We start from the raw sequence: 23,067 nt of genomic DNA, 5'->3' as shown, positions 1-23,067 counted from the left end.
ATGACCATCACCCAGACCGCCCCCGCGAGCACCGCGGTGGGGGTCGATGTCACCGGAACGGTGCGCAGCCCGCTCATGCTCTTCCGCACCATCCCCGACCGCATCCCGCACGTCTCGTTCCGCATCGACGGCGTCGACGGGCCGTACAACGTGCACGCGCGCGGCGTGCTCGCAGAGCTGCTCCGGCAGACGATCCGCAAGGGGAACGCCGTGCGGGTTCACGCACCCTGCGCGACTCTCGCGCACCCCGATCAACACGTTCCGGATCTCGAGGCGGACAGCGTCGAGCTCGATCTGCGTTGACCTCCGCGTCAACGCCCGGACCCCTGACGAGAGGACCTCTCACGGATGTGTGACCCGAAGCCTGGTGCGCGGTGCAGCGCCGACACCTGGAAGGAACTGCAGCACGCGCGATCGAAGGCAGATGCCGCTCGACGAGATCTCGACCGCGCGCCCGAGGACCCTTCCGCACGGCGCCGGCTGCACCAAGCCGAGAGCAACCTCGCAGAGAAGAGCGCCGCATACGACTCCTCGCCTCGGGGCCAGCGCGAGCTCGCGGAGATGATCGACTCCGCAGCTGATCCGAATAACCCCGAGCTCGACGATCTGCGCACTCGGCTCTGCGCCGGCCGGGCTACGCGCATCGCCCAGAAGCAAGCCCTCGCCCGGTCACGCGGCCTGTCCGGGGCGGAGGAGTCCCTCGAGGTGGATCGTGCCCTCAACCGGCTTCGCCACCCGGACGGCGGATACACCCGCCACCCGAACACTGGTCGCGAGGAGAGCATCGGCTTCTTCGTCTCGCCCTACCCAGACCGCGAGGTAGCCATCCCCGTCGACCAGCTCCGACCCATCGACCTCCTGCGATTCAGCAAGGCCAACGCCGATCTGCTGCGGATGGACTACCACTACGAGGGCGCCTGGCACGATCCTGAGACGGGAATCGTCTCCCTGGACGTGTCCGTGAAGACCCTCGACGCAGCCGAGGCTCGACGGCTCGCCGAGCAGCACCAGCAAGTCGCGTTCTTCGACGCGCAGACCGGCGCCTCGGTCGAGGTCGACCCGAATGCCCGCGACCGAATCTCGCACCTCAACGAAGGGAACCCGTCATGACGAAGGACCTCAAGTACATCGCGGCCGGGGCGCCCGGCGATCCGCTCACGGACATCGTCGCCGCCGTCGCCGCCGTCGCCGCCATCAACGGCCACACCCCGGACGACGCCGAGCTGCGCGAGCTGCTCGACGAGCAGGCTTTGCCCTCCGATGACGAGAGCGTGCAGCGACTGCGCGCCATGCTCGTCGACGCCGGGCTGGGGGAGGGGACATGACCGCACGATCCGCACAGCCCCGCACCCTTCGCGGCCGCATCGTGACGTCGAACGAATCGTCGCTCGAGGTGCTCGCTGACCTCGTCGCCTCGGCCGACGCTCTACGGGCGGAAGCCGATGCGCTGCGCGCGAGACTGTCAGCCGGCAAGCTCGTCGCCGTCGCCGCGGCCGCGCGGGAAATGATCGTCAAACTGCGCATCCGTGGAGCAGTACCCGAAGGCGACTACCTCGCGCTGGTCGACGCGGCGCGCATCGTCCTCTGCCGGCAGCGATTGCTCCTGCACCAGCTGCTCGCGTCAGGGGGAGCCGCCTCTGGGACCGGACCAGCTGCAGGCGATGGGGTGCAGGAGCCATGAGGACGCTCCGAGACAATGACGCTGCCGGCTACCCGGACGGCGTCTCGAGCGATGATCTGCACCGCCGCCGCGAGGGCGATGAGCTCGGATACATCCCGTCGACGGGGGACTGCATCCGGTATGCGATGCGCCACTCGGCCTGGGACGAGAACGGGCACCGCCTCGAGGACTGGCCGGCCCGAGACGCGCGCGGGCCGTGGGGGCCGGCGACCGACGTCGTGAGCGTGACGCCGGTCGCCGAGCCTCTCATCGTGAAGGTCGCATGCCGCAACCCTCGCAACGGTGAGCGCACATGGATCGACCTCGACTGGTGGATCTGTGAGCCGGTCTATCAGGACGGAGCGCTCTGGTGAGCCCGTCGACGTGGGCGGAGCGATCGCACAGCGATCCCTACTGCGCGGCCCATTGCTCAGCGGGGCACAAGCACAGCCAGTGCGGATGCTCGTGCAGCCACCGTCGCGCCGCCTCGATCTCTGATCGGTGGCAGGGCGCGTACTCCTACGCTCTGACGAACTCAGAGATCGACGATGCTGCAGCATTCGCGGATGAGTTCGCGGCCTACATCGAGGACAGGATGCACGAGATCCGGTATCCCGACGTGCCCCTGCCGACGCCCGAGGAGTACGAGCTCGCGCATCGATGACAGGTGCTCTGAGCGCCTGGACATCACCGTTGCACATATGAGATAGTTGCTGTGGGTGACCGCCCGAACTTCACCTCGGTCCCCGGAGGGTGCTGCATCCCTCCGGGGACCTTCTCTATGCGGCGTCTTCACCGCCGGGGGTGATCAACGGCAGCAGGTCTCGCGCGGCCTTCGGGTACGTCGTCCGCTCGAGAGCGACCAGCTGTTGGCGACGCTGACGCGCAGTGCCGAGCGCCCAGGCGTAGCGGAAGTTGCCGGGGTGGCGGATCTTCTGCACTCCGACGTCGACGAGTGCCGTATGCAGCCACGCGCGAGGATCCTGCCCGGCGCGACGCGGCCGGGCACCGAGCTTCACCAGGTGCCGCTCGGCGGCGTCGCATCCCTGCTCCCCAGTGCGAAGCTTCGAGAGGGTCCGCTCGGAGAGCACGAGGCCGGCGGTGGGGACGAAGCCGTCGACGATCGCAGCGCGCGTGATGTCGGGACTGGTGAAAGATTTGCCTCGTCGGGCCGCCGGCTGCCGGTAGGTTCCCACGTCGGAGTGCAGTGCCCATTGCGTCAGAAGGTGGTCGATCAGCTCTCGGAGCTCGTCGAGGTTTCGGGTGGTCACCGTCGGCCGCTCGAAGCGCCTGCCGTTACTTGCTCGGAATCATCCTCTAGGCGAGCAAGCGCGCGGGCGACCGTCGATTTACCAACGCTGAGAACCCCGGCGATGTGATCAAGACTCGCGTTCTCGGCGCGCATCCGTTTGGCCTGTGCGATCTTCTCCGGCGTCATCTTCGCCGGCCGCCCACCGACTCGACCCTGCGACTTCGCGTGAGCGAGGCCCCGCATGGTGTTCTCCCGGATCGTGTCGACGCGGAGCTGCGCGAACACGGCGACCATGCCGAACAGGGCGCGGCCCATCGGGGTTGTGGTGTCGATCATCGGCTCCGTGAGGCTCTTGATGTTCACCCCTCGACGGTCGAGGTCGTGCAGCGTCTCGATGATGATTCGCTCCGTGCCGCCGAGGCGGTCGAGGCGGCGCACCAGAAGGGTGTCGCCCTCGCGGAGGTAATCGAGGCAGGCAAGCCACTGCGGGCGGTCCGTGATGCGGCTGGATTCGCCGTGGTCGACGAATACTCGAGAAGCGCCGGCCGCGCGCAGCTCGGCCTCCTGGGCGGCGGGGTTCTGCTCCCGCTTCGACACACGGGCGTAGCCGACAACGTTCATCGCGCACTCCCCCGCGTGCCCTTCGACGACGCATCCGATCGACGGATGTACTCGGCGTGGTCGATCCGGCCACCCGCATACTCGGTGAGGTTGGCGACGTCGGCGCGGTTCGGCTCCCAGCCCTCATGCCAGGCGGCCGCGAGGGACTGCGCGACGGACCAGCGCTGCGTCTCGGTCAGGCCGTCGAACAACTCCGGCCACCGCTGCTCAATGTCGAATCGAGTAGTCATCGGGTCAGTCACGTCCGCTCCGTCCTGTGTCGGTTCTGCCTCTTTCGGGGTGCTGCGTCGTCGAACGTTTTGCGACGTTCGCGCCCGGCGTGGGTGCCGGTCGCACGGCCCCTCTCGCACTCATGGGGAAGCTTGCGCGGAGGGCGTCGGCTACGCCGTTGTCGCTCATCCGGGACGCCGAAGCGTCACGGTCTAAAGGGGTGATCGCCTTCCCCAGCACCGCGGCGAGCTGATCGTTTCGGCCGGTGTCCTGGGAGTGAAACCGTGCCTGCACGAACTCGTCGCGCAGCGGCGAGCCGGGAGCAAATTGCGCGGCGTCGATCCGATAGCCGGCCTGCTCTGCGAGCTGGGAGAAGAACACGAACTGCGTCCGCGTATTGCCCTCACGGAAGCTGTGCACGACATTCAGCTCCCCCCAGCTCTCCGCGAGCTCGTCGACGAACTTCGCTTTCGGCAGTCCGCGCAGATAGTCCTTGCTGGCGAGCTTGGCGTACTCGGCCTCGGCGCCCGCCGTCAGGTGAGGGCCGGCGCCGTAGTAGGCGTGTCCGTCCTTCGTCATGAACTGTCCGGCCGGCGCCACCCGTTCTTGACCAGCCCACTCGTAGACGTCCTGGAACACGTAAGCGTGGATCGCCTTCATGTGGTCGTAGTCGAACTGGCCAGGAATCGGGCCGTCGTACAGCTCTTGAAGGCGCGTGTGCGCGTATGCCTCTTCCAACTGCCGGAGCTTGTCGGGGTCGGGTTCCCCATACGGCTTGCCGGGTGCGGTGAACTTGTTCCTCAACACAGAAGTACCTGGGATGAAGTAGTCATCCCAGGTACGAAAGGTGGTGCCGCGAGGCATCAGCCCTGCACATGGCGGCGGATCGCAGCGCGCGCCTCATCCCCCGTCAGCTCGTGGCGAGCGGCCCGCTCGACGATGGTGCGCAGCGCCGGGTCGATGACCTCGTGGCCGGCCAGCGCGAGAGCTGCATCCGCGAACGCCAGGCGGTCCTCGGCAGTGGTCGATGCCGGCGGTGCGGCAATGAGCGTACGGACCATGATTGCCCCTCTCGTGGCGTGCTTCGATTCTATCAGCTATGGGCCGAAAACGGTCGAATCAGGTTTCGGAACATGGGAGGTTTTGGCACGGAGTTTCGGCACGGCGTGTCGACGTCGACGTGTGGATGTGATGGCTTGGTGGCGGGCTTCTGTGATCGCTCAGTGGCGGTGCAGGCGCGGTCAGGTGTCCGCCGTGGTGCGGCGCAGCTCGCGGTAGATGGTGGTGCGGGAGACGTTGAACAGCTCGGCGAGCTCGGCCTGGGTGTGCTCGCCAGCCGCGTGCAACGTCAACAGATGCTTGCGCTGAGAGGGCGAGAGCTTGGGCTTCTTGCCCTTGAGCTTGCCCTTGGATCTGGCGATGGCCATGCCCTCGCGGGTGCGCAGGCGGATGAGGTCCGCCTCGAACTCGGCCACCATGCCGAGCACGTTGAACAGCAACCGGCCGACGGCGTCGTTGGGGTCGTAGACGCTGCCTCCGAGACTGAGCGCCACTCCTTTGATGGTGAGCTCGTCGGCGATGTCCCTCGCGTCCGGGAGCGAGCGGGCCAGCCGGTCGAGCTTGGTCACCACCAGGGTGTCCCCATCCCGGGTCGCGGCCAGTGCCTCACGCAGCCCGGGCCGGGCGCGGGTCGTTCCCGTTAGGCCGTGGTCGAAGTAGATGTTCTTGTTCTCGACTCCGAGGCGCTCGAGTGCTTCCCGTTGGGCGGAGAGGTCTTGCTCGAGAGTCGAGACGCGCGCGTAGCCGACATGCATGTCCCCATTGTTGCAGTTGCCCTCCCCTCACCGCCCATGTCACCGTACGGGTCTTGCGTACATGCCGATCCCTCGTAAGGAGTCGTCGAGGAGGAAGCTCTCTCGACGTACGGTGAAGGTTCCCCTTACGGGCATGCGATCTAGGCTGACGCCTGTGACCGAGTGTTCAGTGCGCGCTGTATAGTTCAGTCCATGCTGACTATTGCTTCGCGTCTCGACGTGATGAACCGCCTGGGTCGTGCACTGGCCGACCCCACTCGATCCCGGATCATCTTGACCCTGCTCGACCATCCCGCTTACCCGGCGGAACTGGCCCGAGATCTGGACCTGACACGCCCGAACGTGTCCAACCACCTGGCATGCCTGCGCGATTGCGGGATCGTCGTCTCCGAGCCCGAGGGTCGTCGGACACGATATGAGATCGCCGATTCGCACCTGGCGCAGGCGCTGACGGCACTGGTCGATGCCACCCTGGCAGTGGACGAAGACGCCCCGTGCATCGATCCCGCCTGCTCGCTTCCCGGATGCGACGCAGCTGGGGAGGGCGCATGATCCTCACCTCGGTCTTGCAGGCGATGGGCCTGTTCGCAGCGACCAACATCGACGACATCATCGTGCTCTCCCTCTTCTTCGCGCGAGGGGCAGGCCAGCGCGGCACTACCGCCCGCATTCTGGCCGGCCAGTACCTCGGATTCGCCGGCATCCTCGGTGCCGCGGTCCTGGTGACCATCGGTGCCGGAGCATTCCTGCCCTCGGCAGCCATCCCGTACTTCGGTCTCATCCCTCTGGGCCTCGGCCTCTGGGCCGCATGGCAGGCCTGGCGCGGAGACGATGACGACGATGACGACGAGGCCAAGGTTGCCGGCAAGAAGGTCGGCGTGTGGACAGTCGCAGGCGTCACCCTTGCCAACGGCGGCGACAACATCGGCGTCTACACCCCTGTCTTCCTCAGCGTGGAACCTCTCGCAGTAGTCGCCTACTGCATCGTCTTCCTCGCGCTCGTCGCGGTCCTGGTGGCCCTGGCAAAGTTCGTCGCCACCCGCCCCCCGATCGCAGAAGTGCTCGAACGCTGGGAGCACATCCTCTTCCCCATCGTTCTCATCGGCCTCGGCATCGTGATCCTCGTCAGCGGCGGAGCCTTCGGACTCTGACGTAGCGGCAGCGATCCAAACGGCCCCGACCGGGCGCACCCCTCTCGGTTCAGACCGCGACACCTACCTGCAGCCAGTCCTGCGTGATCGCGGCAACAAGACCGCCACGGAGCGCTGCAAAAACCCCGCCACCAAGCGAACGAAGCCACAACGTCGACGGGTGTGAAGTTCGGCGCTCTTCGGCGGTGTTCTGTGATCGTCCGGTGTCGCTAGTTTCCGATGACGAGGATGCTGGCGGCGGCTTCGACGACGTCGTCGGTGATGGTGTCGAGCTGGTTGATCCTGAGTACCCGGTTGATCTGGGGGAAGAGTCGCTCGAGGAGGCGGAAGTTGCCGCGGGTGATGCGTTCGATCGCGGCGATGGCCTGCGCGTCGGTGAAGTCGTCCGGATCGAGGGTCTTTCCGAGGCGCTTCCAGTGGCGATCCAGGACGAACAGGAGTTCCTCACGGCCTAGGTTTCGGTACTGATGTGAGAAACCAAGCCGGCTGAAGAGTTGCGGGTAGTGGCGGAAACGTTCGTCGATGCCGGGCATGCCGATCAGGATGATCGCGAGGTGGGTGCGGTCGTGTTGGTCCCGGAGCAGTTCCAGCCCTGTCGGGGTGAGCCGTTCGGCTTCGTCAATGATGAGCAGTTCGACGAGGTGTTTGACGTCTCTCTGACAGAAGGACCCGGTGTCTGGGTTGAGTGTTCTGAGGTGTTCGTCGGCGCAGATGCCGACTTTCATTTGCCAGTGGTCGATGTCCTGCATGAGGTCTTTGGGGCGGCAGAGGACTTCGGGCGTGTAGAAGACGGCCCGAGATCGGTTCGCCAGTGCGTAATGCTTCGCGTCGTGCTCTCCGCGCGGACCCCATTCGTTGATGTACGGCTCGAGGATGTCCCAGCTCGCGTAGCGGCGGGCGGAGTTCGTCTTCCCGACGCCCGCTGCGCCGTGGCAGATCCCGATCGTCTTCTCTTTCCGGACGGCGTTCGCGAACTCGGTGAAGCGTCGGTGTTCTTTGGTGACGATGAATCCGTGGCTCATCATTCGTCCTCTTCGTAGGTGCGCAGCCGTGGCCGCCGCGGGGTGAGCGCGGGCACTGGCGCGCGGGGTTCTTCACGTGGAGCGACCGTGGCGATCCGATCGTTGATTGTGCGGCGCAGTTCTCGGCGCCGTGCCCGGCGTGCGGTTTCGATGTCGCGGAGGCTGAGGCGGAGGTTCGGGTGGGCTTCGTCTATGGCTGTGCAGATGAACGTGTCGCGGTCGTAGACGCGGATCTCTGAGATGTCGCGGGGGTCGTATCGGATGGTGATTGTTCGTCCCACGAACGGCGCCAAAGTCGGCGCGAGGTACCTCTGGCCTTGGAAATGGATGCCGTCGCGTTGCACGACTCTGTTCTTCGGGACGGTGAGGAGCAGACCGTCGAGTTCTTCGAGGCTGTCGGGCATGCGAGGAAGCCACCCGTCGCCGATCCACGCAGCCTTCGGAGAGATCCCAAGTTCGCTGTGAATTCGGTCGTTGTAGGTCGCGATGAACGCGCCGATTGCCCGATCAAGCTCTGTCAGGGTGAGGACTGGCTTCGGATTCCTGCTGCCTCGGTCGAGGTGCCCGGGCAGCACTGCGAGGAGCTCGGTGTTGATGGTGCGGAAGACTCGCTCGATTTTTCCTCGCCCTTGAGGTCTGCCGACGGTGGAGTGGATGATCCGGATGTGTAGCGAGATCGCGGTACGTTCCAGATGATGGCTGGTGAAGTCGGAGCCGTGATCGACGTGCAGAACGTCGGGGATCCCGCACATGGCCCAGGCGGGGTCAGTCTTGCGCCAAATCGCCTGCCGGAGCGCGAGGGCGGTGTTTATCGCAGACGGTGCGCCGGTGAACACCATGTAGCCGCAGATCGCGCGGGAGTGATCATCTAGGACCGTGGTCAACCAGGGTCGATCCGGTTTACCGTCGGCGCCGACGATGAGGATGTCGAGTTCGGTGTGGTCGGACTGCCACGTCTGGTTCGGGTGATCGGCACGGCGACGGAAAACCAGCTCGAACTTGTCCCGATACGACGCCGGCCCCTCTAACGCGAGGGTCACCAACGCCGGGTCGAGATCCATGACGATCTCCCTGACCGTCGAATAGCTCGGCGCGGGAACACCCCTCCGTGTTGCGTCCGCAGTGGCGAGGCGATGGAGCGTAGCAAGGGCGGGACGGGGTCTCGTCAATGCCAGGCGTTCGATGAACGCCACAGTCTCAGGCTGGGTCCGTCGCGCTCCGCGGTCACCGCGAGGCTGAGCGTCGAGCGCGGCGAGGCCGCCATCGCGGTACAGGTGATGCCAGCGTTGAAGTGTTCTCGCGCTGATCCGGGATTCTCGGGCGAGGGCGGCGAGGGGAATCTGGTCTTCGACATGCAGCCGAAGAATCCGCCACCGCCCCTCACCGTCCACGACCGCTACATCGTCGCGGCGTGTGAAGCGTGAGTTTGCTGATGCCGGTACAGGGTCGCTCGGCTCCACCCGACGAGACGGGCCGCATCTTCCGCCGTGCGGCCCCGGGAACGCGCATCAGCTACGAGCTGCAGCTTCTCCGCGATCACGACCGGGTCAGACACGGGCCGACCGAATCGGGTTCCGTTTTGCCTGGCGGCGGCGATGCCGGCGTTGACTCGTTCGACAATCAACTCACGCTCGTACTCGGCGAGTGTGGCCAGCATGTTGAGCATTAGCCGGCCCGTCGATGTCGTCGGGTCGATGCCATCGGAGATCGAGCGCACGTGGATGCCGCGATCGCGCAGTAGGTTCACTGTGTTGAGGACGTCGATCAGGGATCGGCCGAGTCGGTCGACGCGCCAGACGACGACGGTGTCGCCGGGCTCAGCGTGTTCGAGAAGCTTCTTCATCCCTCGACGCTCGACCGCCGTCTTGCTGCCGGATGTGACGTCAGCGAACACATCACGCTTTTGAACGCCGGCGCCAACGAGCGCGTCGAGCTGCAGCTGTGCATCCTGGCTTGATGTGCTGACCCGGGTGTATCCAAGAAGTCTCACCTGGCCATTGTGACTCAGAAACCCTCGGTCGTCACCCGGCCGAGACACTTTGCGTTGAGACGAATTTGCAAGACATGCACCGCCACGGAATCGCGGCACTCGAACCGAGCCTTCTCGGCGACAGGCCACTGTCTCGGAAAGCTGTACGTTTCTGCAACACCGACATAATCGTTCGCAGTAGCGGAAACGTGGGCCGCTTGTCATATTCTCGCTGCGAGAATATGGTTGGTGATATGACCATTCCCCTAGCCCCACCGTCGTTTTGGATCTTGACTGCGCTAGCGTCGCACCGTCGGCACGGGTACGAGATCCTTCAGGTGGCGGCGACAGCATCCGATGGGCGGGTCTCGCTGAAGGTGCCCACGCTCTATGCGGCCTTGGAGCGACTTGAGGCGAACGGGTCCATCCGCGCTGATGGCGAGGAGATCGTAAATGGTCGCGCGCGGCGCTACTTTGTCATCACTGACGAGGGCGCCGCACGACTCTCGGAGGAGGTCGACTCGATGGAGCAGGCCGCTCGCGCGGCTCGCGCCCAGTTGACGACGCATAAGTCAGCGTTCGCCTTCACGCCGGCGGCGTTGGCATGAGCCGGCGCGGTGCTGACGCGTTCGAGCGGTTGCTGCGCTGGTATCCGGCGTGGTGGCGTGCGGCGAATGGGGACGTGCTGCTCGGCACGTTGCTTGATCACGCCGAGCACGAGGGCAGGAAGGGACCGTCTCGCGATGAGGCCCTCTCAGCGATGGTGAACGGCCTGGCGATGCGCTTGGATACCCGGGTCGCTCTCTGGTCGTCGGTAGTCGCGCTCGTCCTTAGCTCGGGTGTGTGGATGCTCGGTCTGCGGGGCGCTTACACGGGAGTAGTGACGACTGGGATAGCTCCTGTCCTAGCCTTGATCGGAGTTGTTGCGCTGATCCGCTCCCGTGGATGGATCGCGCCGCTTCGTACGCTGATCGTGCTCGCCGTGCTTGTCGGTGCGCTGATTCTTGCCGCGCTCGCGCAACTGTCGTGGGCGCGGGGCTTCGATCTCGCGGATGCTGGCATCGCCCTTGCCGGACTGGCAGCCGCGTGGGTGCCGCTCTTCATCGGCGGTTGGGTTGTCGGTGGTTTCGGGCTCGCGCTTCTTCTCGACGGCGTGCTCACCCCAACCCGCATACCGGGGTTTGGCCGCATCGCCATCGCGATTATTGTCGGCGCGCTGGCTGCTCCCGTCTTGGGCGTCGGACTGATCAATCCTGTGATGTCCAACGTCGTTGCCGTCATCGTGGCCATCGTGGCGCTGCGCACCGTCGAACGGGGGGACGCGACGCCCACGCACGCGCTCAGGTCGCCATCACGCGCCGATGAATCCCGACGTTCAGGGCAGCGGCTGGCCTGGTTCAGCGTGGCCGGCGGACTCGTGGGCGTGGCCTACGCTCTCACCGGCACCGCGTGGTCTGCGGGAGCGACGGATGGCACCGTGGCGATGGGCCAGGGCATTACGATCATGCTCGCCGCCAGCATCCCCCTCCTTGCTGCGGTCGGGCTCGATGCGTCGAAACACCGCGGACGCATCGTCGTGTGGGGGCCGCTCTGCGTCGCGGTCGTCGCTCTCATCGCAGTCGCCGTTGCCTATATGTTCGCCCCCGAGTGGGAGGGCATGGGTCCATGGATGACGCTGTCAGCTGCTCTTGGCGGCGGCGCCCTGGCCTGGTGGGCCACTCCGCGCCTGCGCGGACCGCTCGCAGCCCGTGTCGCTGTGGGTATCGCCAGTGGCATCGCCTACGCAGCGCTCATCGGCATCACGGTAATACCTGTGCTTGCGTTCGCCGTCCCGATTTTCGGCGTGATCGTCGCGCTCCGCGGCCGAAGCGGCGGTCAGTCGAAGCATCCCAGCGCTGTTCACGACGGACCCGCAGCCCCGGCGGTGATGGCATGAAGTGTGTCCCGCGGGTCGCGCTAGTTCTTGCAGCGCTGACGTTGCTGACGGGGTGCGCAGCCTTCGGTCAAACGCCGTCGCCAACGACCATCCACACGAACGCAGCGGGTGAGCAAGTTGTTGCCGAGTGGATGAACTATCCGGCGCATGCCGGTCAGGACGGAGAAGCGCTCATCGGCTACCCGGATCAGGTCGAGTTGCAGCCCGTAGCAACGCGCATCACCAAAGACATCGCCGAAGCGATCACGGACGAGTCAGGTATCGCCCTGGTCCCTGCCACCCCCGAATCGACCTGGTTCTCAGACGACAACTGGCACGCCCAAGTGGGGAACGGGTACGGCGGGGAATCCATGCTGATCACCGTCAACTGCTGCGAGCTCGCCTCGGAGGGGACGCCGGACCGAGCGAAGTGGCAAACGGTACTCGATGCGGCCAGTCGTGCAGCCGAGCGGGCCGGTCTCGGACCATTCGTCGTCGATGAGCAGTCTGAAAGCTGTGGGAAAGCCGACAGGGAGTCCTGCTGGATCCTCGCGGCGACCGCCAGTGATGGGGTCCAGTGGGTGTCGTTCACCATCCAGGACCGGGCGCTAGACCTGTCTGGCGATGCGGAACGCGAGGCCGAGAAGTTCGACTGGCCCATGGCAACAATCGCCATCAGCTACGGTGCAACCGTCGTCCAAGCAGGCAAGCAGGACAAGTTCGCTCGCGCCATGCAGGACTTCGTCGGCCTCGACCGGCCAGCGGGCACTACCTCTGACTAGTCTGCACCGACGACGCGGGTGCGTCGCAACCCGATGCCGCAAAGCTCAGACGCGACGAGGAGCGATCGCAGAACACCGCCGAAGAGCGCCGAACTCCGTGGGGATCTTCCCGAACCGTGATGCGATCATCCGCCTCGTCGGCGCAGTCCTCGCCGAGCAGACCGACGAATGGGCAGAAGGCCGCCGCTACCTCGGCCTCGACATCCTCGCCAAGTCCCGCCTCACCTTCGTCCCCGACACCACAAGCGAGGTGACCACCGACACGATCCTCGAACTCAGCGCCTAACCAACATCAACAGCAGAAGGATCACCGAGAACTACACCACTCCAAGGGGCCGTGGTGCCTCATTGTCAAGTGCCCGCGAAATCTGACCCGTGCCTCAAGTAGGAATGCCCGCGAGATCGGGTCAGCTGGCGGGGCGGAGACGGACGCCGCGGCTGGTGTCGGGCAGTGGCGTGGCCGAGACGGCCTGGAGGGCGAGGGTCGTGTCGCGTGCAAGGCCGGTGAGGTGGTCTTGGAGGGACTGGATGCGGCGGGCGATCTCGGCGGGGTTGAGTGCGTCGCGGCGGGCGCGCAGCTCGGCCTCTTGTGCCGGGGAGAGCACCCCTGCGTCCAGGAGCCGGTCGATCGGGGTCTTTGGCTTGTCGTAGAGGCGCTTGCGGCGCCCGGCGGCGTCGGTGGCCCATCCGGTGGGCTTCTTGGTCGGGGTGAAGTAGTTCAGCCGGTCGTTCACCAGCGGCCAGAGCTGGTTGAGCAGGATCAGCGCTTCGGGGGTGTCGTAGCGCCAGTAGAACCCGTAACGGCGTACGAGGTGGTTGTTCTTAGATTCGATCGTGGCCTGGTCGTTCTTCTTGTAGGGCCGAGACCGGGTGAAGAAGATCTTCCGGCCCGCGGCCCAGCCGACCACGTCATGGTTGATGAACTCGGATCCGTTGTCGAAGTCCAGCCCGACGATCTCGAAGGGGATTGCCTCCACCGCTGCGTCGAGGGCGGACAGGATGTGCACGTGCGCGTTGTTGCGGACCGAGCGCGTGAACACCCACCCGGTGCGCATGTCGGTCAGGTTTACCGTCCGGGCGAACTCGCCCCTGAGCGTTGGGCCGCAGTGCGCGACGGTGTCGCCCTCGAAGAACCCGGGGGCGTCCTCGACCTCGTCGCCAGCCTTACGGACCGTGATCGAGGAGCGCAGCAGCGGCGACGGCTTCGTCGTCGAGACCCCGCGCAGCGGGTCCGTCGCACGGGCTGGTGCAAGGTACCGGTCGATCGTTGCCGCGCTCATCCCGAGCAGCTCGGCGCGCACCTGCGCCGAGTACCGCGCCTTTCCGGGCACGAGTTCGCCGTGGCGCTCCAGCGCGTCCAGCAGGGCCATCATCGAGGCAGCCAGGTACTTCCCGCACTCGAATCCGGCGAACGCCCACACCAGCTGCAGCACCTTCACCGCGTCGTAGGAGTATTTCCGCGGCCGCGGCCGCTGCGGCGTCACCGCCCGAGGCCGCGGCTTGGCGGCGGCGGCCAGCCTGCGGCGGGCGTTGTCACGGGACCAGCCCGTCACCGCGACCACCTCGCCCAGCAGCCGGCCCCGCTCCTTCTTCGACACCCTCGCATACGCCTTGGCGTACTTCGCTGTGATCTCCGCACGTGACCGCACCGACAACTCGCTTCCCATGCCGGTGACGTCCCTGGGAGTGGTGTAGTTCTCGGGCTCGAGTGTCACGTCGTGAACGTGGTGAGCCATCGTGCGATGGTCAGTGAGAACTGTCTAGGAAACTCACGGAAGGACACAAACGCACGATGGCTCTTGACCAGTCTGCCCTGCTCGAGCTGCTCGGGGAACTGAAACTCACCGATGTCACCGACCGGATCCGGGTCGCGACCGAGACGCTCTACCAGGAGCTGATCAACGCGGAAGCGACCGCGTTGATCGGTGCCGCCCCGTTCGAACGGTCGTCCACCCGGACGACACAGCGCAACGGCTCCCGACCGAGGACCCTGTCCACGACCGCCGGGGATCTGGAGCTGCGGATCCCGAAGCTGCGGCAGGGGACGTTCTTCCCGTCGCTGCTGGAGCGACGTCGCCGCGTCGATCAGGCACTGTTCGCGGTGGTGATGGAGGCCTACCTGCACGGCGTCTCCACGAGGAAGGTCGACGACCTGGTGAAGGCGCTCGGCGCCGACACCGGGATCTCGAAGTCCGAGGTGTCCAGGATCTGCGCCGACCTGGACGCCGAGGTCGCCGCGTTCCGCGACCGCGATCTTGCGACGATGGGCTACCCGTATGTGTTCCTCGACGCCACCTACTGCAAAGCACGAGTGAATCATCGGGTGGTGTCGCAGGCGATCGTCGTCGCCGTCGGCGTCGCCGCAGACGGACGCCGCGAAGTGCTCGGCTTCGACGTCGGCGACACCGAGAGTGAGCCGTTCTGGACCAGCTTCCTGCGCTCTCTGAAGGCCCGTGGGCTGGCCGGCACGCAACTGGTGATCTCCGACGCCCACACCGGGCTGAAGAAAGCGATCAGCACCGTTCTGCAGGGCGCCGCCTGGCAACGCTGCCGGGTGCACTTCATGCGCAACGTCCTCGCGGTGGTGCCCAAGGCCAGCGGCGAGATGGTCGCCTCGATCATCCGCACGATCTTCGCCCAACCCGACAAGGAGCATGTTCAGGCCCAGTTCGACGAAGTCGTCCGCATGCTCGACCGGTCGCACCCGAAGGTTGCCGAGATGCTCTCCGACGCACGAGACGACCTGCTCGCGTTCACTGGGTTCCCGCAGAAGCACTGGCGGCAGATCTGGTCCACGAACCCGCTGGAACGGGTGAACAAGGAGATCAAGCGTCGCACCGACGTGGTCGGGGTGTTCCCCAACCCCGCCGCGCTGCTGCGCCTGGCCGGCGCGGTCCTGGTCGAGCAGCACGACGAATGGGAAGCCGGCGACCGCCGCTACTTCTCCGAGCACTCCATGCGGCAACTCGACGCCATGAACACCGCCCACATCGAGGAGGTGGTCATCCCCGAAATCGCTGCGGCATAATCAAACCCAACTGACCGCACGGTGTCGAGAAACTCCACCACTCAGCGGGACGTCACCCCCATGCCCCGAGCGTCGCCATTTCGCGGGCATTCTCAGATGAGGCACCGAAGGCGTTTCGCGGGCACTTTAAGTGAGTCTCGTCGGGGGCTTGACCCCCTCAGATTCCTCCCCTAGCCTCGACGTGAGAACACCATCGGCGGTCGTTCCTCGGCCGTCGATTCGGCATCCCAAAATCCAGGCAGAAGGAGGAGAACGATGGCAGAAGAGTTCGCGGGCAAGGTCGCGCTGGTCACCGGAGGAGCGTCCGGCATCGGTGAGGTGGTGGCCCGGATGCTGGCACAGCAGGGTGCGTCCGTGCTGGTCGTCGACCTGAACGAGGAGGGCGCGAACCGGGTCGCGGGGGAGATCGGGAACGCCGGCGGCAAGGCGGCCGGCTTCGCGGCGGACGTGACCGACGCGGACCGGATGAAGGCGGCGGTCGACGCGGCGGTCGAGCAGTTCGGCGGGCTGCACCTCGCGTTCAACAACGCCGGCATCGTCGGCCCGCTCGGCCCGCTACACGAGACGGACCTCGAGGGATACCGAAAGCTGATGGCGATCAACCTCGACTCCGTCTACTACGGCATGTACTACGAGATCCCGGCGATGCTGAAGGCCGGGGGTGGCTCCATCGTGAACACCTCCTCCATCCTCGGGCTCGTCGGCGTCACGGGGGCCGTCCCGTACGTCGCAGCCAAGCACGGAGTCACCGGAATGACGAAGGCCGCAGCGCTCGGGTACGCGCCGCAGGGAATCCGCATCAACTCGGTGCATCCCGGCTACATCGACACGCCCCTGCTCGGGAACCTCTCCGAGGAGTGGTACAACGGGCTGGTCGCGAAGCACCCCATCGGCCGTCTCGGGAAGGCGGAGGAGGTCGCGGAGCTGGTGCTGTTCCTGCTGTCCGACCGGTCGTCGTTCATCACCGGCACGCAGCACACCGTGGACGGCGGCTACACCGCGCAGTAACGCGAGCGGATCCAGGCGGTCACCGAGTCCGCTCCCAGGCGCCGGGCTCGGTGCCCTTCGACGGGCTCGGGGACCGTGCGCGGCCCTTCGACAGGCTCAGGGACCGTGCGCGGCCCTTCGACGGGCTCACGCGACCGGACGACTACCCCTGGAAGTCCTCCGGGTCGACCTCCTCCAGGAATCGCTTGAACTCGGCGAGCTTCGCCTCCTCGTCCTCGTGCGAGCCTTCCGTCTCGTCGGCGATGCCCGCCTCGGCGAGCACCTCGTCCGCCACCCAGATCGGCGCGTCGACGCGGGCGGCGAGCGCGATGGAGTCGGAGGGCCGGGCGTCGAGGACGCGGCGGCCGTACTGGGTCTGCAGGGTGATCTCGGCGTAGAAGGTGCCGCCTTCGATCTTCGTCACCTCCACCCGCTCGACCTCGGCGCCGACCGTCTCGAGCGACTCTTCCCCCAGATCAACCGGGTACTCAGGATCAACCAGCTCGACACCATCACCGACGACGTCGTCGAAGCCGCCGCCAGCATCCTCGTCATCGGAAACTAGCGACACCGGACGATCACAGAACACCGCCGAAGAGCGCCGAACTTCACAGTCGACGGGCCGGGGTTGGCACTCGTCCCGAAATCGATCGTTATCGGCCCACACAAGCCGAGCACTCACACACCCACTCGCTGCCATCAGTGGCGGGGATCATGGGGTGGAGACACCCAGGACAGTTCGGCACGTCCAGCGAGAGGTGTTCCCTCTCAAATCGTCGACGACGAGCGTGGGACACATCATCGTTGCCGTCGAACATGCTCAGAGCTTAGGTCGCTCGATCTGTCGAAGGAGCGCGGTTGGCCGGCGCCGGCAGTGATGGCGAACCGCTGGATGCCTCAGCGTGCCGTTCTAGCGGTTGCCCTTCTGACGATTGTGCGTCGTGCACAGCATCGTCAGATTGCTGATGTCCGTCGCCCCGCCCTTCGACCAGGCCGTGACGTGGTCAGCGTCCATCTCCTTCAGCGACCAGATCTTCGTCGCGTTGGCGTCGCCCGCGAACACGCACGCCGGGCAGTTGGAGGTGCCGGCCGCCTCCGCCGCCGCCGTCTGCTGTGCGTACTTGACCTTCTTGTCCTTGTCTTCGAACAGGCGGATGTTGAGCAAGCGCGGCTGCGTCTCGCCGCCGAGGACGTACTCGTACACCCCCTTTCGGTCATGCACGGCACCGCTGCTGAGCAGCTCGCCCACGCGCGCGCTCACGACGCGACCGTTGTAGGGGTTGTTGCCGAAGCGCTCGTACAAATCAGCCCACGCCAGCCCTCTCATCTCTGAGTCGGTGCGCCCCCCGAACGTCGTCTCGACCCACTCGATGACCGTTGTGAAGTAGGCCTGCAGCTCGTCGATCGTCGTGTCGTGCCGATGCAGCGACATATAGTCGTCGATCTCCTGGGCCTTGGATGCGGCGACCCACTTGAGCGCGACCTCGAGGACCTCCTGGCGGAGCGGGTCGCCCTTGACGAAGCTCGCCCACTTCTGCTGCAGCGCGTTCCGCGCGTTCGAGAACTCAGCCTTGGCGAGCGTAACGAACGGACCGGAGTATGCGGCGTTGCGCAGCTCCTGCCGGGTCAGCTCGACGCCTGCGGTGTTGATTGTCTGGAACCAGGCCTTTATCTCGGGCTCGGTGCCCTCGCACACGTAGACCAGCAGCTCGCGGTCCATGATCAGTTCCTTCTCGGTGTCCGACAGCGACGAGAAGTACCGCTCGCGGCCACCGACCTTTACCGCGAACTTGTTCGTCACGAAGCGACCGATCGAGGTGATGCGCTGCTGGCCGTCGAGCACCTCGAGATGCTGCTTGCCGTCGTTGAAGCCCGCGGTCACATCGGTGAAGTAGATCAGTCCGATCGGGTACTCCTTCAGCAGCGAGTCGATGACGGCGCCCTCGCGCGGGGTGTTCCCGTACACGAAGTGTCGCTGATACTCCGGCTGAATCGTCAGCGTGCCCGACAGGCCGTAGAGACCCTTCGCATCGAGCTCGCTGTACTGAAAACCTGCGACGAGGTCGCTGATCTTGATGAACTTCAGCTCGGTCTTCATGCTGTCTCTCTGATCTGGGGTGCGCGGTGGCGAACGAGAACGCGGAAGTAGGGGGACTTTCCCCCGGGCAGGCGTAGATCTTTGCCGTCTCTGCCATAACGGAAGCGCACGATCTCAAACTGCTCGGGGTTGTACTTGCCCAGAAAGGTGATCGGGACACCCATCAGCCCGGGGTAGTCGCTCGGGATGGCGTCCAGCCGCGGAACCTCAATCGCGTCTTCATTCTCGTAACGCTCGTAGCCGATGCCCTTGACGTGAGCGTGCTTGCTGTACCGGATGTTCTCCGCTTCGGACATCAGCTGCAGCGGCTGGTGACGTCGACCGTGGTCGATGTTGGTGAACCAGGCCGAGTTTCCGACCGTCTGATAGCGAACCCCGTCTTCGACCTTCTGGCCGGTGGCTTTGATCGGTGCGTCGTCGGGGATCCGGAACCACATCGAGCCGTTACCGTCGCGGGTCACACCCAGCCACAGATCGTTGTCCTGGATCAGTGGGTAGACCTCCTTGTACGTGGCCTGAGTCCCGTTGAGTGGTGGACTTTCCGGTCTTGAGCGTCGTGTCATTGACGTGGGGGGCCACCGTGCGATGGTCAGTGAGAACGACCAAGTTACTCACGACAGGAGATCGCACGATGGCCCTCAATCAGTCTGCCCTGCTCGAGCTGCTCGCCGAGCTGAAACTCACCGACACCACCGACCGGATCCGTCAGATGACCGAACGGCTCTACCAAGAACTCATCGACGCTGAAGCCGCGTCGGTGATCGGTGCCGGACCCTACGAGCGCACCGTCGAGCGCACCGCTACCCGCAACGGGGCGAGGCTGCGCACCCTGTCGACCACTGCGGGAGATCTGGAGTTACGAATCCCGAAGCTACGGGCCGGCAGTTTCTTCCCGTCGCTGTTGGAGAGGCGCCGTCGGGTTGATCAGGCGCTGTTCGCCGTCGTGATGGAGGCCTACCTGCACGGCGTGTCCACCCGCAAAGTCGACGACCTGGTCAAAGCGCTCGGCGCCGACACCGGCATCTCGAAGTCCGAGGTGTCGCGCATCTGCGAAGGCCTTGACGCGACGGTTGCGGCATTCCGCGACCGCTCCCTGTCCCAGATCGCCTACCCCTACGTCTTCCTGGACGCCACCTACTGCAAGGTTCGCATCGACGGTCGGGTGGTGTCCCAAGCGGTTGTCGTCGCGATCGGGATAACCGCTGACGGGCACCGTCAGGTGCTCGGCTTCGACGTGGGCGACAGCGAAACCGAGGAGTTCTGGAAAGCATTCTTACGGTCCCTGAAAGCCCGAGGCCTTGGCGGGGTGAAGCTGGTGATCTCCGACGCACACGCTGGCTTGAAAGCAGCCGCCGCAGTGGTGTTGCAGGGAGCCAGTTGGCAGCGGTGTCGCGTGCACTTCATGCGCAACGTGCTCACCGCCTTACCCAAGGGTCGGCAGGAGATGGTCGCCTCGATCATCCGCACGATCTTCGCCCAACCCGACGCTGAGCACATTGATGCACAGTTCGATGAGGTTGCACGCATGATCGACCGCGTTCACCCCAAGGCGGCTGAGATGCTCCACGATGCCCGAGCCGACGTGCTGGCGTTCAAGCACTTCCCAGCCCGGCATTGGCGGCAGATCTGGTCGACGAACCCGCTGGAACGGCTGAACCGGGAGATCAAACGTCGCACCGACGTCGTCGGAGTGTTCCCGAACGCTGCCAGCCTGCTGCGCCTGACCGGCGCCGTTCTGATCGAGCAGCACGACGAATGGGAAGCCGGCGACCGCCGCTACTTCTCCGAAGCGTCTATGGCCGAACTCGCCGCCACCAACTCGGTCGAGGACGCGGTGATGCTGCCCGAGATCACGGCCGCCTAAACTGCAACCAGCTGATCATCGAGTGGAAACGAAAGACCACCACTCAGCGGGACGTGGCCTTGTACGTGATCGCGTTGCTGTTGCCGATGACCGAAAACCGGACATCGCCGGCCATCAGCCACGCGTGAGAATGTCAACCTCAGCTGGGCCCAGGGCGGCAATCTAAACGGGACCCACCCTGTGGTTTCTGGTCTTGGTTCCGGGCCCCGGTAGTATCTCGTTCATGAACTTCAACCGTTCCGCTTGGTGGTGGCTGCGATAGCAGCCGGTTGAAGTATGTTCACGGGCTGCACGGCAGCTCGTGGAACGGCCCGAGTACTCCGTGTAGCTCCCAATCATCGGGAGACACAAATGGAGTCCTTCATCGCAACCGCGCAACGCTCGGCAGAGGTCGCGGTCCTCGTGGCCGAGCACCCCGAGCACTTTCGAGTCCTCACGGGTGAGCGGCCGACTGGGCCGCTGCATCTGGGCCACTACTTTGGCACCATCAGGGAACGGGTGCGTCTCCAGCAGGCTGGCGTCGAGATGTTCCTCGTGCTCGCGGACTATCAGGTCATCACCGACCGAGACACGATGGCTCACGTTCGCGAGAACGTCTATAGCGCTGTGCTCGACTATCTCGCCGCGGGCATCGACCCGGAACGGACGACCATTTTCACCCACTCGTCGGTGCCGGCGCTGAATCAGTTGATGCTGCCGTTCCTGAGCTTGGTCACCGAGGCGGAACTGCATCGTAATCCGACCGTCAAAGCGGAACTCGCGGCGTCCGGGCGCGCGTTGAGCGGGTTGCTCTTGACCTATCCGGTGCACCAGGCGGCCGACATTCTGTTCTGCAAAGGCAATCTCGTGCCCGTCGGCAAGGACAACCTCCCGCATGTGGAGATGACTCGCGTGATCGCTCGACGGTTCAACGAGCGCTATGGGGATGTCTTCCCGGTTCCGGATGCGTTGATCACGTCGACGCCGGAGGTTCCGGGCTTGGACGGTCGGAAGATGTCGAAGAGCTACGGGAACGCGATCGCGTTATCTATGACACCGGACGAGACACGAGCGCGTACATCGCCCACCCGCGCGCCAACCACCACACCGGCCGGAGCGAGATAAGCAGATCGATGACCCAGGAGGCCACAGCGTTGCGCCGCGCTCGCTCTACGGCCGAGCGCCAGCGGGTCGAGACCCACTCAGCCGCAACAGCCGAAGGCTTGCGCCGATCAACGGCAACTTCCGAGCGCGGCGGGATGCCCGCCGCCGAACGCAACTCGGCCGCGTATGCGTCGGGGTCCCTGAGCGCGAAGTCTTCGCCGCTGTCGGACGCCTGGTCGAGGAGGTCGGATTCGAGCCCTTCGACCAGTTCGTCGATCTCGTCGGTGGGAAGGTCGTCGAGAGATGCGCGCACTGCCGCCGCGAACGCGGCGATCGAGGCATCCGGAGCGGTCGTCGTCTGGTCCATCACTTCTCTCCGATCTTCGTGATCTTGCGGGGGCGCGGTTGGGGTTCCAGCAGAGTCGTCATGACCCCTGCGAACTCCATCCAGTCGCGCTGCTGCTCCGCGAGCATGTTTCGACCCAGCGGACTGATCGCGTAGTACTTGCGATGCGGTCCGCCGTCCGAGGGCACGACGTAGCTCGACAGGGCCCCGGCCCCGTATAGCCGTCGAAGCGTGCCATAGACCGAGGCGTCCCCCACGTCGCCGAGGCCGGCATCGCGCAGGCGCCGGACGATGTCGTATCCGTAGCCGTCCTCATGTTGCACGACCGCGAGGACGGCGGCGTCGAGCACGCCCTTGAGGAGTTGTGTGGAATCCATCGGACCTCCCTCTTGTCGAGTGCACGCTACCACGCAATGCGCAGTAGCTCGCACAGCGCTATGCGCGGCGCGGCGATCAACGGACCTCGGCCGCCGGCTCAGCCCGAGGCGGAGGGAAACAGAAGGGCGCCCCGAGTCAGTTTCGACTCGGGGCGCCCTCTGGTGCCGAATTCAGCTCGCGGCCGAGGCGGCGAGTCCCGCGATTTCGCGACCGGATCGGACGGCGTGGGTCTCGGCCGTCTGCTTCAGGTCCGCGGCCACATCGGCGAACGCGTCGAGGGCCGGGTTCACGCCGACGAGCGTGAAGGGACGCTCCACGACCCGCAGGTCGAGGCCCCAGACATCCTCCAGAACGCGACGCAGCCACGCGGTCGAGTGATCCCACCCTTCCTTCGGCGTTCCGGGGGCGTAGTTGCCACCGAGCACCGTGACGAGGGTTGCGGGCTTACCGCGGAGCGCGGTGCCCTGCGGGTCGATGCGCGGATCGGTGTAGGCGACGTCGAACCAGGTCTTGAAGTGCTGGGACACCCCGTAGTTGTAGAGCGGAACGGCGAACAGCAGGGCGTCGGCGTCGATCATCTCGTCGGCGAGCTCTGCTGCCAGTGCACGGGCTGCACGCTGGCCGTCGGTGTGATCCGCGGCGGGCGTGAAGTTGGAGGTGACGGCATCCGCCCATGCGGTCGCCGGAATCGGGTCGGCGGACAGGTCGCGTCGAACGACGTCGGATGTGGGGTGCGTCGAGAGCCACTCGGCCTCGACGAGATCGGCGAGCGCGCGGCTGGAGGAGGTGGGGGGAAGGATGCTGGCGTCGAGCCGGAACAGCGTGGTCATGGTGTCCTATCTGGAATCCGAAGTAACTAAGTAAAACATAGCGACTCCGGAGACTGT

Annotated in this window: 30 protein-coding genes and 3 pseudogenes; 17 read left to right on the top strand and 16 right to left on the bottom strand. The window is 65.5% G+C overall.

Translation table 11 applies throughout. The annotated features are described in order from the left end of the window. The 6 genes from AOA12_RS22165 to AOA12_RS22145 are packed head-to-tail and all read left to right on the top strand — an operon-like array spanning position 1 to position 2,324. Positions 1-303: a hypothetical protein gene (locus AOA12_RS22165; protein ID WP_054687566.1), complete on the top strand. Its 303-nt coding sequence runs from the start codon at positions 1-3 to the stop codon at positions 301-303. Positions 304-348: 45 nt separating this feature from the next. Then, positions 349-1,110 carry a hypothetical protein gene (locus AOA12_RS22160; RefSeq protein ID WP_054687565.1) on the top strand — a complete coding sequence of 254 codons (762 nt, stop codon included), beginning with the start codon at positions 349-351 and terminating at the stop codon, positions 1,108-1,110. Beyond that, positions 1,107-1,325 carry a hypothetical protein gene (locus AOA12_RS22155; protein ID WP_054687563.1) on the top strand — a complete coding sequence of 73 codons (219 nt, stop codon included), beginning with the start codon at positions 1,107-1,109 and terminating at the stop codon, positions 1,323-1,325. The genes AOA12_RS22160 and AOA12_RS22155 overlap by 4 nt, the downstream gene beginning before the upstream one ends. After that, positions 1,322-1,681, top strand: a complete 360-nt coding sequence (locus tag AOA12_RS23430; protein ID WP_061683612.1) for a hypothetical protein — start codon at positions 1,322-1,324, stop codon at positions 1,679-1,681. Before AOA12_RS22155 ends, AOA12_RS23430 begins: the two co-directional genes overlap by 4 nt. After that, positions 1,678-2,034: a hypothetical protein gene (locus AOA12_RS22150; protein ID WP_054687561.1), complete on the top strand. Its 357-nt coding sequence runs from the start codon at positions 1,678-1,680 to the stop codon at positions 2,032-2,034. Before AOA12_RS23430 ends, AOA12_RS22150 begins: the two co-directional genes overlap by 4 nt. Next, on the top strand, positions 2,031-2,324 hold the full coding sequence (locus AOA12_RS22145; RefSeq protein WP_054687560.1) for a hypothetical protein: 294 nt from the start codon (positions 2,031-2,033) through the stop codon (positions 2,322-2,324). Before AOA12_RS22150 ends, AOA12_RS22145 begins: the two co-directional genes overlap by 4 nt. Positions 2,325-2,439: 115 nt before the next feature. Here AOA12_RS22145 and AOA12_RS22140 read toward each other — a convergent pair whose 3' ends face one another. The 6 genes from AOA12_RS22140 to AOA12_RS22115 all read right to left on the bottom strand — a co-directional run bounded on the left by AOA12_RS22140 (position 2,440) and on the right by AOA12_RS22115 (position 5,557). Then, positions 2,440-2,931, bottom strand: coding sequence for a hypothetical protein (locus AOA12_RS22140; protein ID WP_054687558.1), 492 nt, complete (start codon positions 2,929-2,931; stop codon positions 2,440-2,442). Next, entirely contained in the window at positions 2,928-3,533 is a 606-nt protein-coding gene (locus tag AOA12_RS22135; RefSeq protein WP_054687556.1) for a recombinase family protein, read from the bottom strand. The genes AOA12_RS22140 and AOA12_RS22135 overlap by 4 nt, the downstream gene beginning before the upstream one ends. Continuing rightward, positions 3,530-3,763 carry an antitoxin VbhA family protein gene (locus AOA12_RS22130; RefSeq protein WP_054687661.1) on the bottom strand — a complete coding sequence of 78 codons (234 nt, stop codon included), beginning with the start codon at positions 3,761-3,763 and terminating at the stop codon, positions 3,530-3,532. The genes AOA12_RS22135 and AOA12_RS22130 overlap by 4 nt, the downstream gene beginning before the upstream one ends. 4 nt (positions 3,764-3,767) lie before the next feature. Beyond that, positions 3,768-4,607 carry a Fic/DOC family protein gene (locus tag AOA12_RS22125; protein WP_082406574.1) on the bottom strand — a complete coding sequence of 280 codons (840 nt, stop codon included), beginning with the start codon at positions 4,605-4,607 and terminating at the stop codon, positions 3,768-3,770. Beyond that, the gene (locus AOA12_RS22120) at positions 4,607-4,804 is read right to left on the bottom strand and encodes a hypothetical protein (protein WP_054687554.1); all 198 of its coding nucleotides are present in this window, start codon (positions 4,802-4,804) and stop codon (positions 4,607-4,609) included. The genes AOA12_RS22125 and AOA12_RS22120 overlap by 1 nt, the downstream gene beginning before the upstream one ends. Positions 4,805-4,984: 180 nt before the next feature. Further along, entirely contained in the window at positions 4,985-5,557 is a 573-nt protein-coding gene (locus AOA12_RS22115) for a recombinase family protein (RefSeq protein WP_054687552.1), read from the bottom strand. A 192-nt stretch (positions 5,558-5,749) separates the two neighbouring features. On the opposite strand from AOA12_RS22115, the gene cmtR reads away from it, so the two are divergent. Both cmtR and AOA12_RS22110 read left to right on the top strand, forming a co-directional pair. Then, positions 5,750-6,109, top strand: a complete 360-nt coding sequence (gene cmtR / locus AOA12_RS22860) for a Cd(II)/Pb(II)-sensing metalloregulatory transcriptional regulator CmtR (RefSeq protein ID WP_006590980.1) — start codon at positions 5,750-5,752, stop codon at positions 6,107-6,109. Continuing rightward, the gene (locus AOA12_RS22110; protein ID WP_016997609.1) at positions 6,106-6,708 is read left to right on the top strand and encodes a cadmium resistance transporter; all 603 of its coding nucleotides are present in this window, start codon (positions 6,106-6,108) and stop codon (positions 6,706-6,708) included. The genes cmtR and AOA12_RS22110 overlap by 4 nt, the downstream gene beginning before the upstream one ends. 209 nt (positions 6,709-6,917) lie before the next feature. Here the strand turns inward: AOA12_RS22110 and AOA12_RS22105 are convergent, their stop codons facing one another. From AOA12_RS22105 to AOA12_RS22095, 3 genes are read right to left on the bottom strand one after another with little or no spacing between them, the layout of a single operon-like run. Then, entirely contained in the window at positions 6,918-7,730 is an 813-nt protein-coding gene (locus AOA12_RS22105) for an AAA family ATPase (RefSeq protein ID WP_054687550.1), read from the bottom strand. Next, positions 7,730-9,121: a Mu transposase C-terminal domain-containing protein gene (locus AOA12_RS22100; RefSeq protein ID WP_082406573.1), complete on the bottom strand. Its 1,392-nt coding sequence runs from the start codon at positions 9,119-9,121 to the stop codon at positions 7,730-7,732. Before AOA12_RS22100 ends, AOA12_RS22105 begins: the two co-directional genes overlap by 1 nt. A gap of 5 nt (positions 9,122-9,126) precedes the next feature. Further along, on the bottom strand, positions 9,127-9,720 hold the full coding sequence (locus tag AOA12_RS22095) for a recombinase family protein (RefSeq protein ID WP_054687548.1): 594 nt from the start codon (positions 9,718-9,720) through the stop codon (positions 9,127-9,129). A gap of 233 nt (positions 9,721-9,953) precedes the next feature. Here AOA12_RS22095 and AOA12_RS22090 point away from each other — a divergent pair, with 233 nt between their 5' ends. From AOA12_RS22090 to AOA12_RS22075, 4 genes and pseudogenes are all read left to right on the top strand, one after another. Then, positions 9,954-10,307 (top strand): PadR family transcriptional regulator, encoded by a 354-nt coding sequence (locus AOA12_RS22090; protein ID WP_054687547.1) that lies wholly within the window; start codon positions 9,954-9,956, stop codon positions 10,305-10,307. Next, the gene (locus AOA12_RS22085; protein ID WP_156366709.1) at positions 10,304-11,635 is read left to right on the top strand and encodes a hypothetical protein; all 1,332 of its coding nucleotides are present in this window, start codon (positions 10,304-10,306) and stop codon (positions 11,633-11,635) included. The genes AOA12_RS22090 and AOA12_RS22085 overlap by 4 nt, the downstream gene beginning before the upstream one ends. Beyond that, positions 11,632-12,396 carry a hypothetical protein gene (locus tag AOA12_RS22080; RefSeq protein ID WP_156366708.1) on the top strand — a complete coding sequence of 255 codons (765 nt, stop codon included), beginning with the start codon at positions 11,632-11,634 and terminating at the stop codon, positions 12,394-12,396. The genes AOA12_RS22085 and AOA12_RS22080 overlap by 4 nt, the downstream gene beginning before the upstream one ends. 79 nt (positions 12,397-12,475) lie before the next feature. After that, positions 12,476-12,682: pseudogene (locus tag AOA12_RS22075) on the top strand (transposase); the annotation flags it as partial. Between the two features lie 121 nt (positions 12,683-12,803). Here AOA12_RS22075 and AOA12_RS22070 read toward each other — a convergent pair. Then, positions 12,804-14,132, bottom strand: a complete 1,329-nt coding sequence (locus tag AOA12_RS22070) for an integrase catalytic domain-containing protein (RefSeq protein WP_442922295.1) — start codon at positions 14,130-14,132, stop codon at positions 12,804-12,806. Between the two features lie 56 nt (positions 14,133-14,188). On the opposite strand from AOA12_RS22070, the gene AOA12_RS22065 reads away from it, so the two are divergent. Further along, a complete protein-coding gene (locus AOA12_RS22065; protein WP_054678746.1) occupies positions 14,189-15,424 on the top strand; it encodes an IS256 family transposase in 1,236 nt (411 codons plus the stop codon). Positions 15,425-15,679: 255 nt separating this feature from the next. Then, positions 15,680-16,432 (top strand): SDR family NAD(P)-dependent oxidoreductase, encoded by a 753-nt coding sequence (locus tag AOA12_RS22060; RefSeq protein WP_054687544.1) that lies wholly within the window; start codon positions 15,680-15,682, stop codon positions 16,430-16,432. 142 nt (positions 16,433-16,574) lie between these two features. Here AOA12_RS22060 and AOA12_RS23990 read toward each other — a convergent pair whose 3' ends face one another. Next, on the bottom strand, positions 16,575-16,835 hold the full coding sequence (locus AOA12_RS23990) for a bifunctional nuclease family protein (RefSeq protein WP_231637278.1): 261 nt from the start codon (positions 16,833-16,835) through the stop codon (positions 16,575-16,577). Between the two features lie 30 nt (positions 16,836-16,865). On the opposite strand from AOA12_RS23990, the pseudogene AOA12_RS23985 reads away from it, so the two are divergent. Further along, positions 16,866-16,976: pseudogene (locus AOA12_RS23985) on the top strand (AAA family ATPase); the annotation flags it as partial. Between the two features lie 345 nt (positions 16,977-17,321). On the opposite strand, the gene AOA12_RS22050 reads toward AOA12_RS23985, so the two are convergent. Both AOA12_RS22050 and AOA12_RS22045 read right to left on the bottom strand, forming a co-directional pair. Next, positions 17,322-18,509 (bottom strand): GmrSD restriction endonuclease domain-containing protein, encoded by a 1,188-nt coding sequence (locus tag AOA12_RS22050; RefSeq protein WP_054687542.1) that lies wholly within the window; start codon positions 18,507-18,509, stop codon positions 17,322-17,324. After that, entirely contained in the window at positions 18,506-18,970 is a 465-nt protein-coding gene (locus AOA12_RS22045) for an adenine-specific methyltransferase EcoRI family protein (protein ID WP_054687540.1), read from the bottom strand. Before AOA12_RS22045 ends, AOA12_RS22050 begins: the two co-directional genes overlap by 4 nt. A gap of 170 nt (positions 18,971-19,140) precedes the next feature. Here AOA12_RS22045 and AOA12_RS22040 point away from each other — a divergent pair, with 170 nt between their 5' ends. After that, complete coding sequence (locus tag AOA12_RS22040) at positions 19,141-20,373, top strand: IS256 family transposase (RefSeq protein ID WP_054678500.1); 1,233 nt, start codon at positions 19,141-19,143, stop codon at positions 20,371-20,373. 351 nt (positions 20,374-20,724) lie between these two features. Then, a pseudogene (trpS, locus tag AOA12_RS22035) lies at positions 20,725-21,462 on the top strand (tryptophan--tRNA ligase); the annotation flags it as partial. On the opposite strand, the gene AOA12_RS22030 reads toward trpS, so the two are convergent. From AOA12_RS22030 to AOA12_RS22020, 3 genes are all read right to left on the bottom strand, one after another. After that, positions 21,401-21,823 (bottom strand): hypothetical protein, encoded by a 423-nt coding sequence (locus tag AOA12_RS22030; protein WP_054687538.1) that lies wholly within the window; start codon positions 21,821-21,823, stop codon positions 21,401-21,403. The pseudogene trpS and the gene AOA12_RS22030 overlap by 62 nt on opposite strands. After that, entirely contained in the window at positions 21,823-22,179 is a 357-nt protein-coding gene (locus AOA12_RS22025) for a PadR family transcriptional regulator (RefSeq protein WP_054687536.1), read from the bottom strand. The genes AOA12_RS22030 and AOA12_RS22025 overlap by 1 nt, the downstream gene beginning before the upstream one ends. 171 nt (positions 22,180-22,350) lie before the next feature. Continuing rightward, entirely contained in the window at positions 22,351-23,010 is a 660-nt protein-coding gene (locus AOA12_RS22020; RefSeq protein ID WP_054687533.1) for an FMN-dependent NADH-azoreductase, read from the bottom strand. Positions 23,011-23,067: the final 57 nt, after the last annotated feature.

Origin of the sequence: Microbacterium sp. No. 7 (genome assembly GCF_001314225.1) — a bacterium.
Classification (GTDB): Bacteria; Actinomycetota; Actinomycetes; order Actinomycetales; family Microbacteriaceae; genus Microbacterium.
This window is presented reverse-complemented; position numbering and strand designations above follow the sequence as displayed.

Excerpts from the sequence above, each read along its gene's own strand:
- AOA12_RS22070 (WP_442922295.1), bottom strand. The coding sequence starts at position 14,132 with ATGGCTCACCACGTTCACGACGTGACACTCGAGCCCGAGAACTACACC.
- AOA12_RS22025 (WP_054687536.1), bottom strand. The coding sequence starts at position 22,179 with ATGGATTCCACACAACTCCTCAAGGGCGTGCTCGACGCCGCCGTCCTC.
- AOA12_RS22155 (WP_054687563.1), top strand. The coding sequence starts at position 1,107 with ATGACGAAGGACCTCAAGTACATCGCGGCCGGGGCGCCCGGCGATCCG.
- AOA12_RS22030 (WP_054687538.1), bottom strand. The coding sequence starts at position 21,823 with ATGGACCAGACGACGACCGCTCCGGATGCCTCGATCGCCGCGTTCGCG.
- AOA12_RS22085 (WP_156366709.1), top strand. The coding sequence starts at position 10,304 with ATGAGCCGGCGCGGTGCTGACGCGTTCGAGCGGTTGCTGCGCTGGTAT.
- AOA12_RS22150 (WP_054687561.1), top strand. The coding sequence starts at position 1,678 with ATGAGGACGCTCCGAGACAATGACGCTGCCGGCTACCCGGACGGCGTC.
- AOA12_RS22040 (WP_054678500.1), top strand. The coding sequence starts at position 19,141 with ATGGCCCTCAATCAGTCTGCCCTGCTCGAGCTGCTCGCCGAGCTGAAA.
- cmtR (WP_006590980.1), top strand. The coding sequence starts at position 5,750 with ATGCTGACTATTGCTTCGCGTCTCGACGTGATGAACCGCCTGGGTCGT.
- AOA12_RS22090 (WP_054687547.1), top strand. The coding sequence starts at position 9,954 with ATGACCATTCCCCTAGCCCCACCGTCGTTTTGGATCTTGACTGCGCTA.
- AOA12_RS22125 (WP_082406574.1), bottom strand. The coding sequence starts at position 4,607 with ATGCCTCGCGGCACCACCTTTCGTACCTGGGATGACTACTTCATCCCA.
- AOA12_RS22135 (WP_054687556.1), bottom strand. The coding sequence starts at position 3,533 with ATGAACGTTGTCGGCTACGCCCGTGTGTCGAAGCGGGAGCAGAACCCC.
- AOA12_RS22050 (WP_054687542.1), bottom strand. The coding sequence starts at position 18,509 with ATGAAGACCGAGCTGAAGTTCATCAAGATCAGCGACCTCGTCGCAGGT.
- AOA12_RS22130 (WP_054687661.1), bottom strand. The coding sequence starts at position 3,763 with ATGACTACTCGATTCGACATTGAGCAGCGGTGGCCGGAGTTGTTCGAC.
- AOA12_RS22115 (WP_054687552.1), bottom strand. The coding sequence starts at position 5,557 with ATGCATGTCGGCTACGCGCGCGTCTCGACTCTCGAGCAAGACCTCTCC.
- AOA12_RS22060 (WP_054687544.1), top strand. The coding sequence starts at position 15,680 with ATGGCAGAAGAGTTCGCGGGCAAGGTCGCGCTGGTCACCGGAGGAGCG.
- AOA12_RS22110 (WP_016997609.1), top strand. The coding sequence starts at position 6,106 with ATGATCCTCACCTCGGTCTTGCAGGCGATGGGCCTGTTCGCAGCGACC.
- AOA12_RS23430 (WP_061683612.1), top strand. The coding sequence starts at position 1,322 with ATGACCGCACGATCCGCACAGCCCCGCACCCTTCGCGGCCGCATCGTG.
- AOA12_RS22105 (WP_054687550.1), bottom strand. The coding sequence starts at position 7,730 with ATGAGCCACGGATTCATCGTCACCAAAGAACACCGACGCTTCACCGAG.
- AOA12_RS22080 (WP_156366708.1), top strand. The coding sequence starts at position 11,632 with ATGAAGTGTGTCCCGCGGGTCGCGCTAGTTCTTGCAGCGCTGACGTTG.
- AOA12_RS22020 (WP_054687533.1), bottom strand. The coding sequence starts at position 23,010 with ATGACCACGCTGTTCCGGCTCGACGCCAGCATCCTTCCCCCCACCTCC.
- AOA12_RS22160 (WP_054687565.1), top strand. The coding sequence starts at position 349 with ATGTGTGACCCGAAGCCTGGTGCGCGGTGCAGCGCCGACACCTGGAAG.
- AOA12_RS22165 (WP_054687566.1), top strand. The coding sequence starts at position 1 with ATGACCATCACCCAGACCGCCCCCGCGAGCACCGCGGTGGGGGTCGAT.
- AOA12_RS22120 (WP_054687554.1), bottom strand. The coding sequence starts at position 4,804 with ATGGTCCGTACGCTCATTGCCGCACCGCCGGCATCGACCACTGCCGAG.
- AOA12_RS22065 (WP_054678746.1), top strand. The coding sequence starts at position 14,189 with ATGGCTCTTGACCAGTCTGCCCTGCTCGAGCTGCTCGGGGAACTGAAA.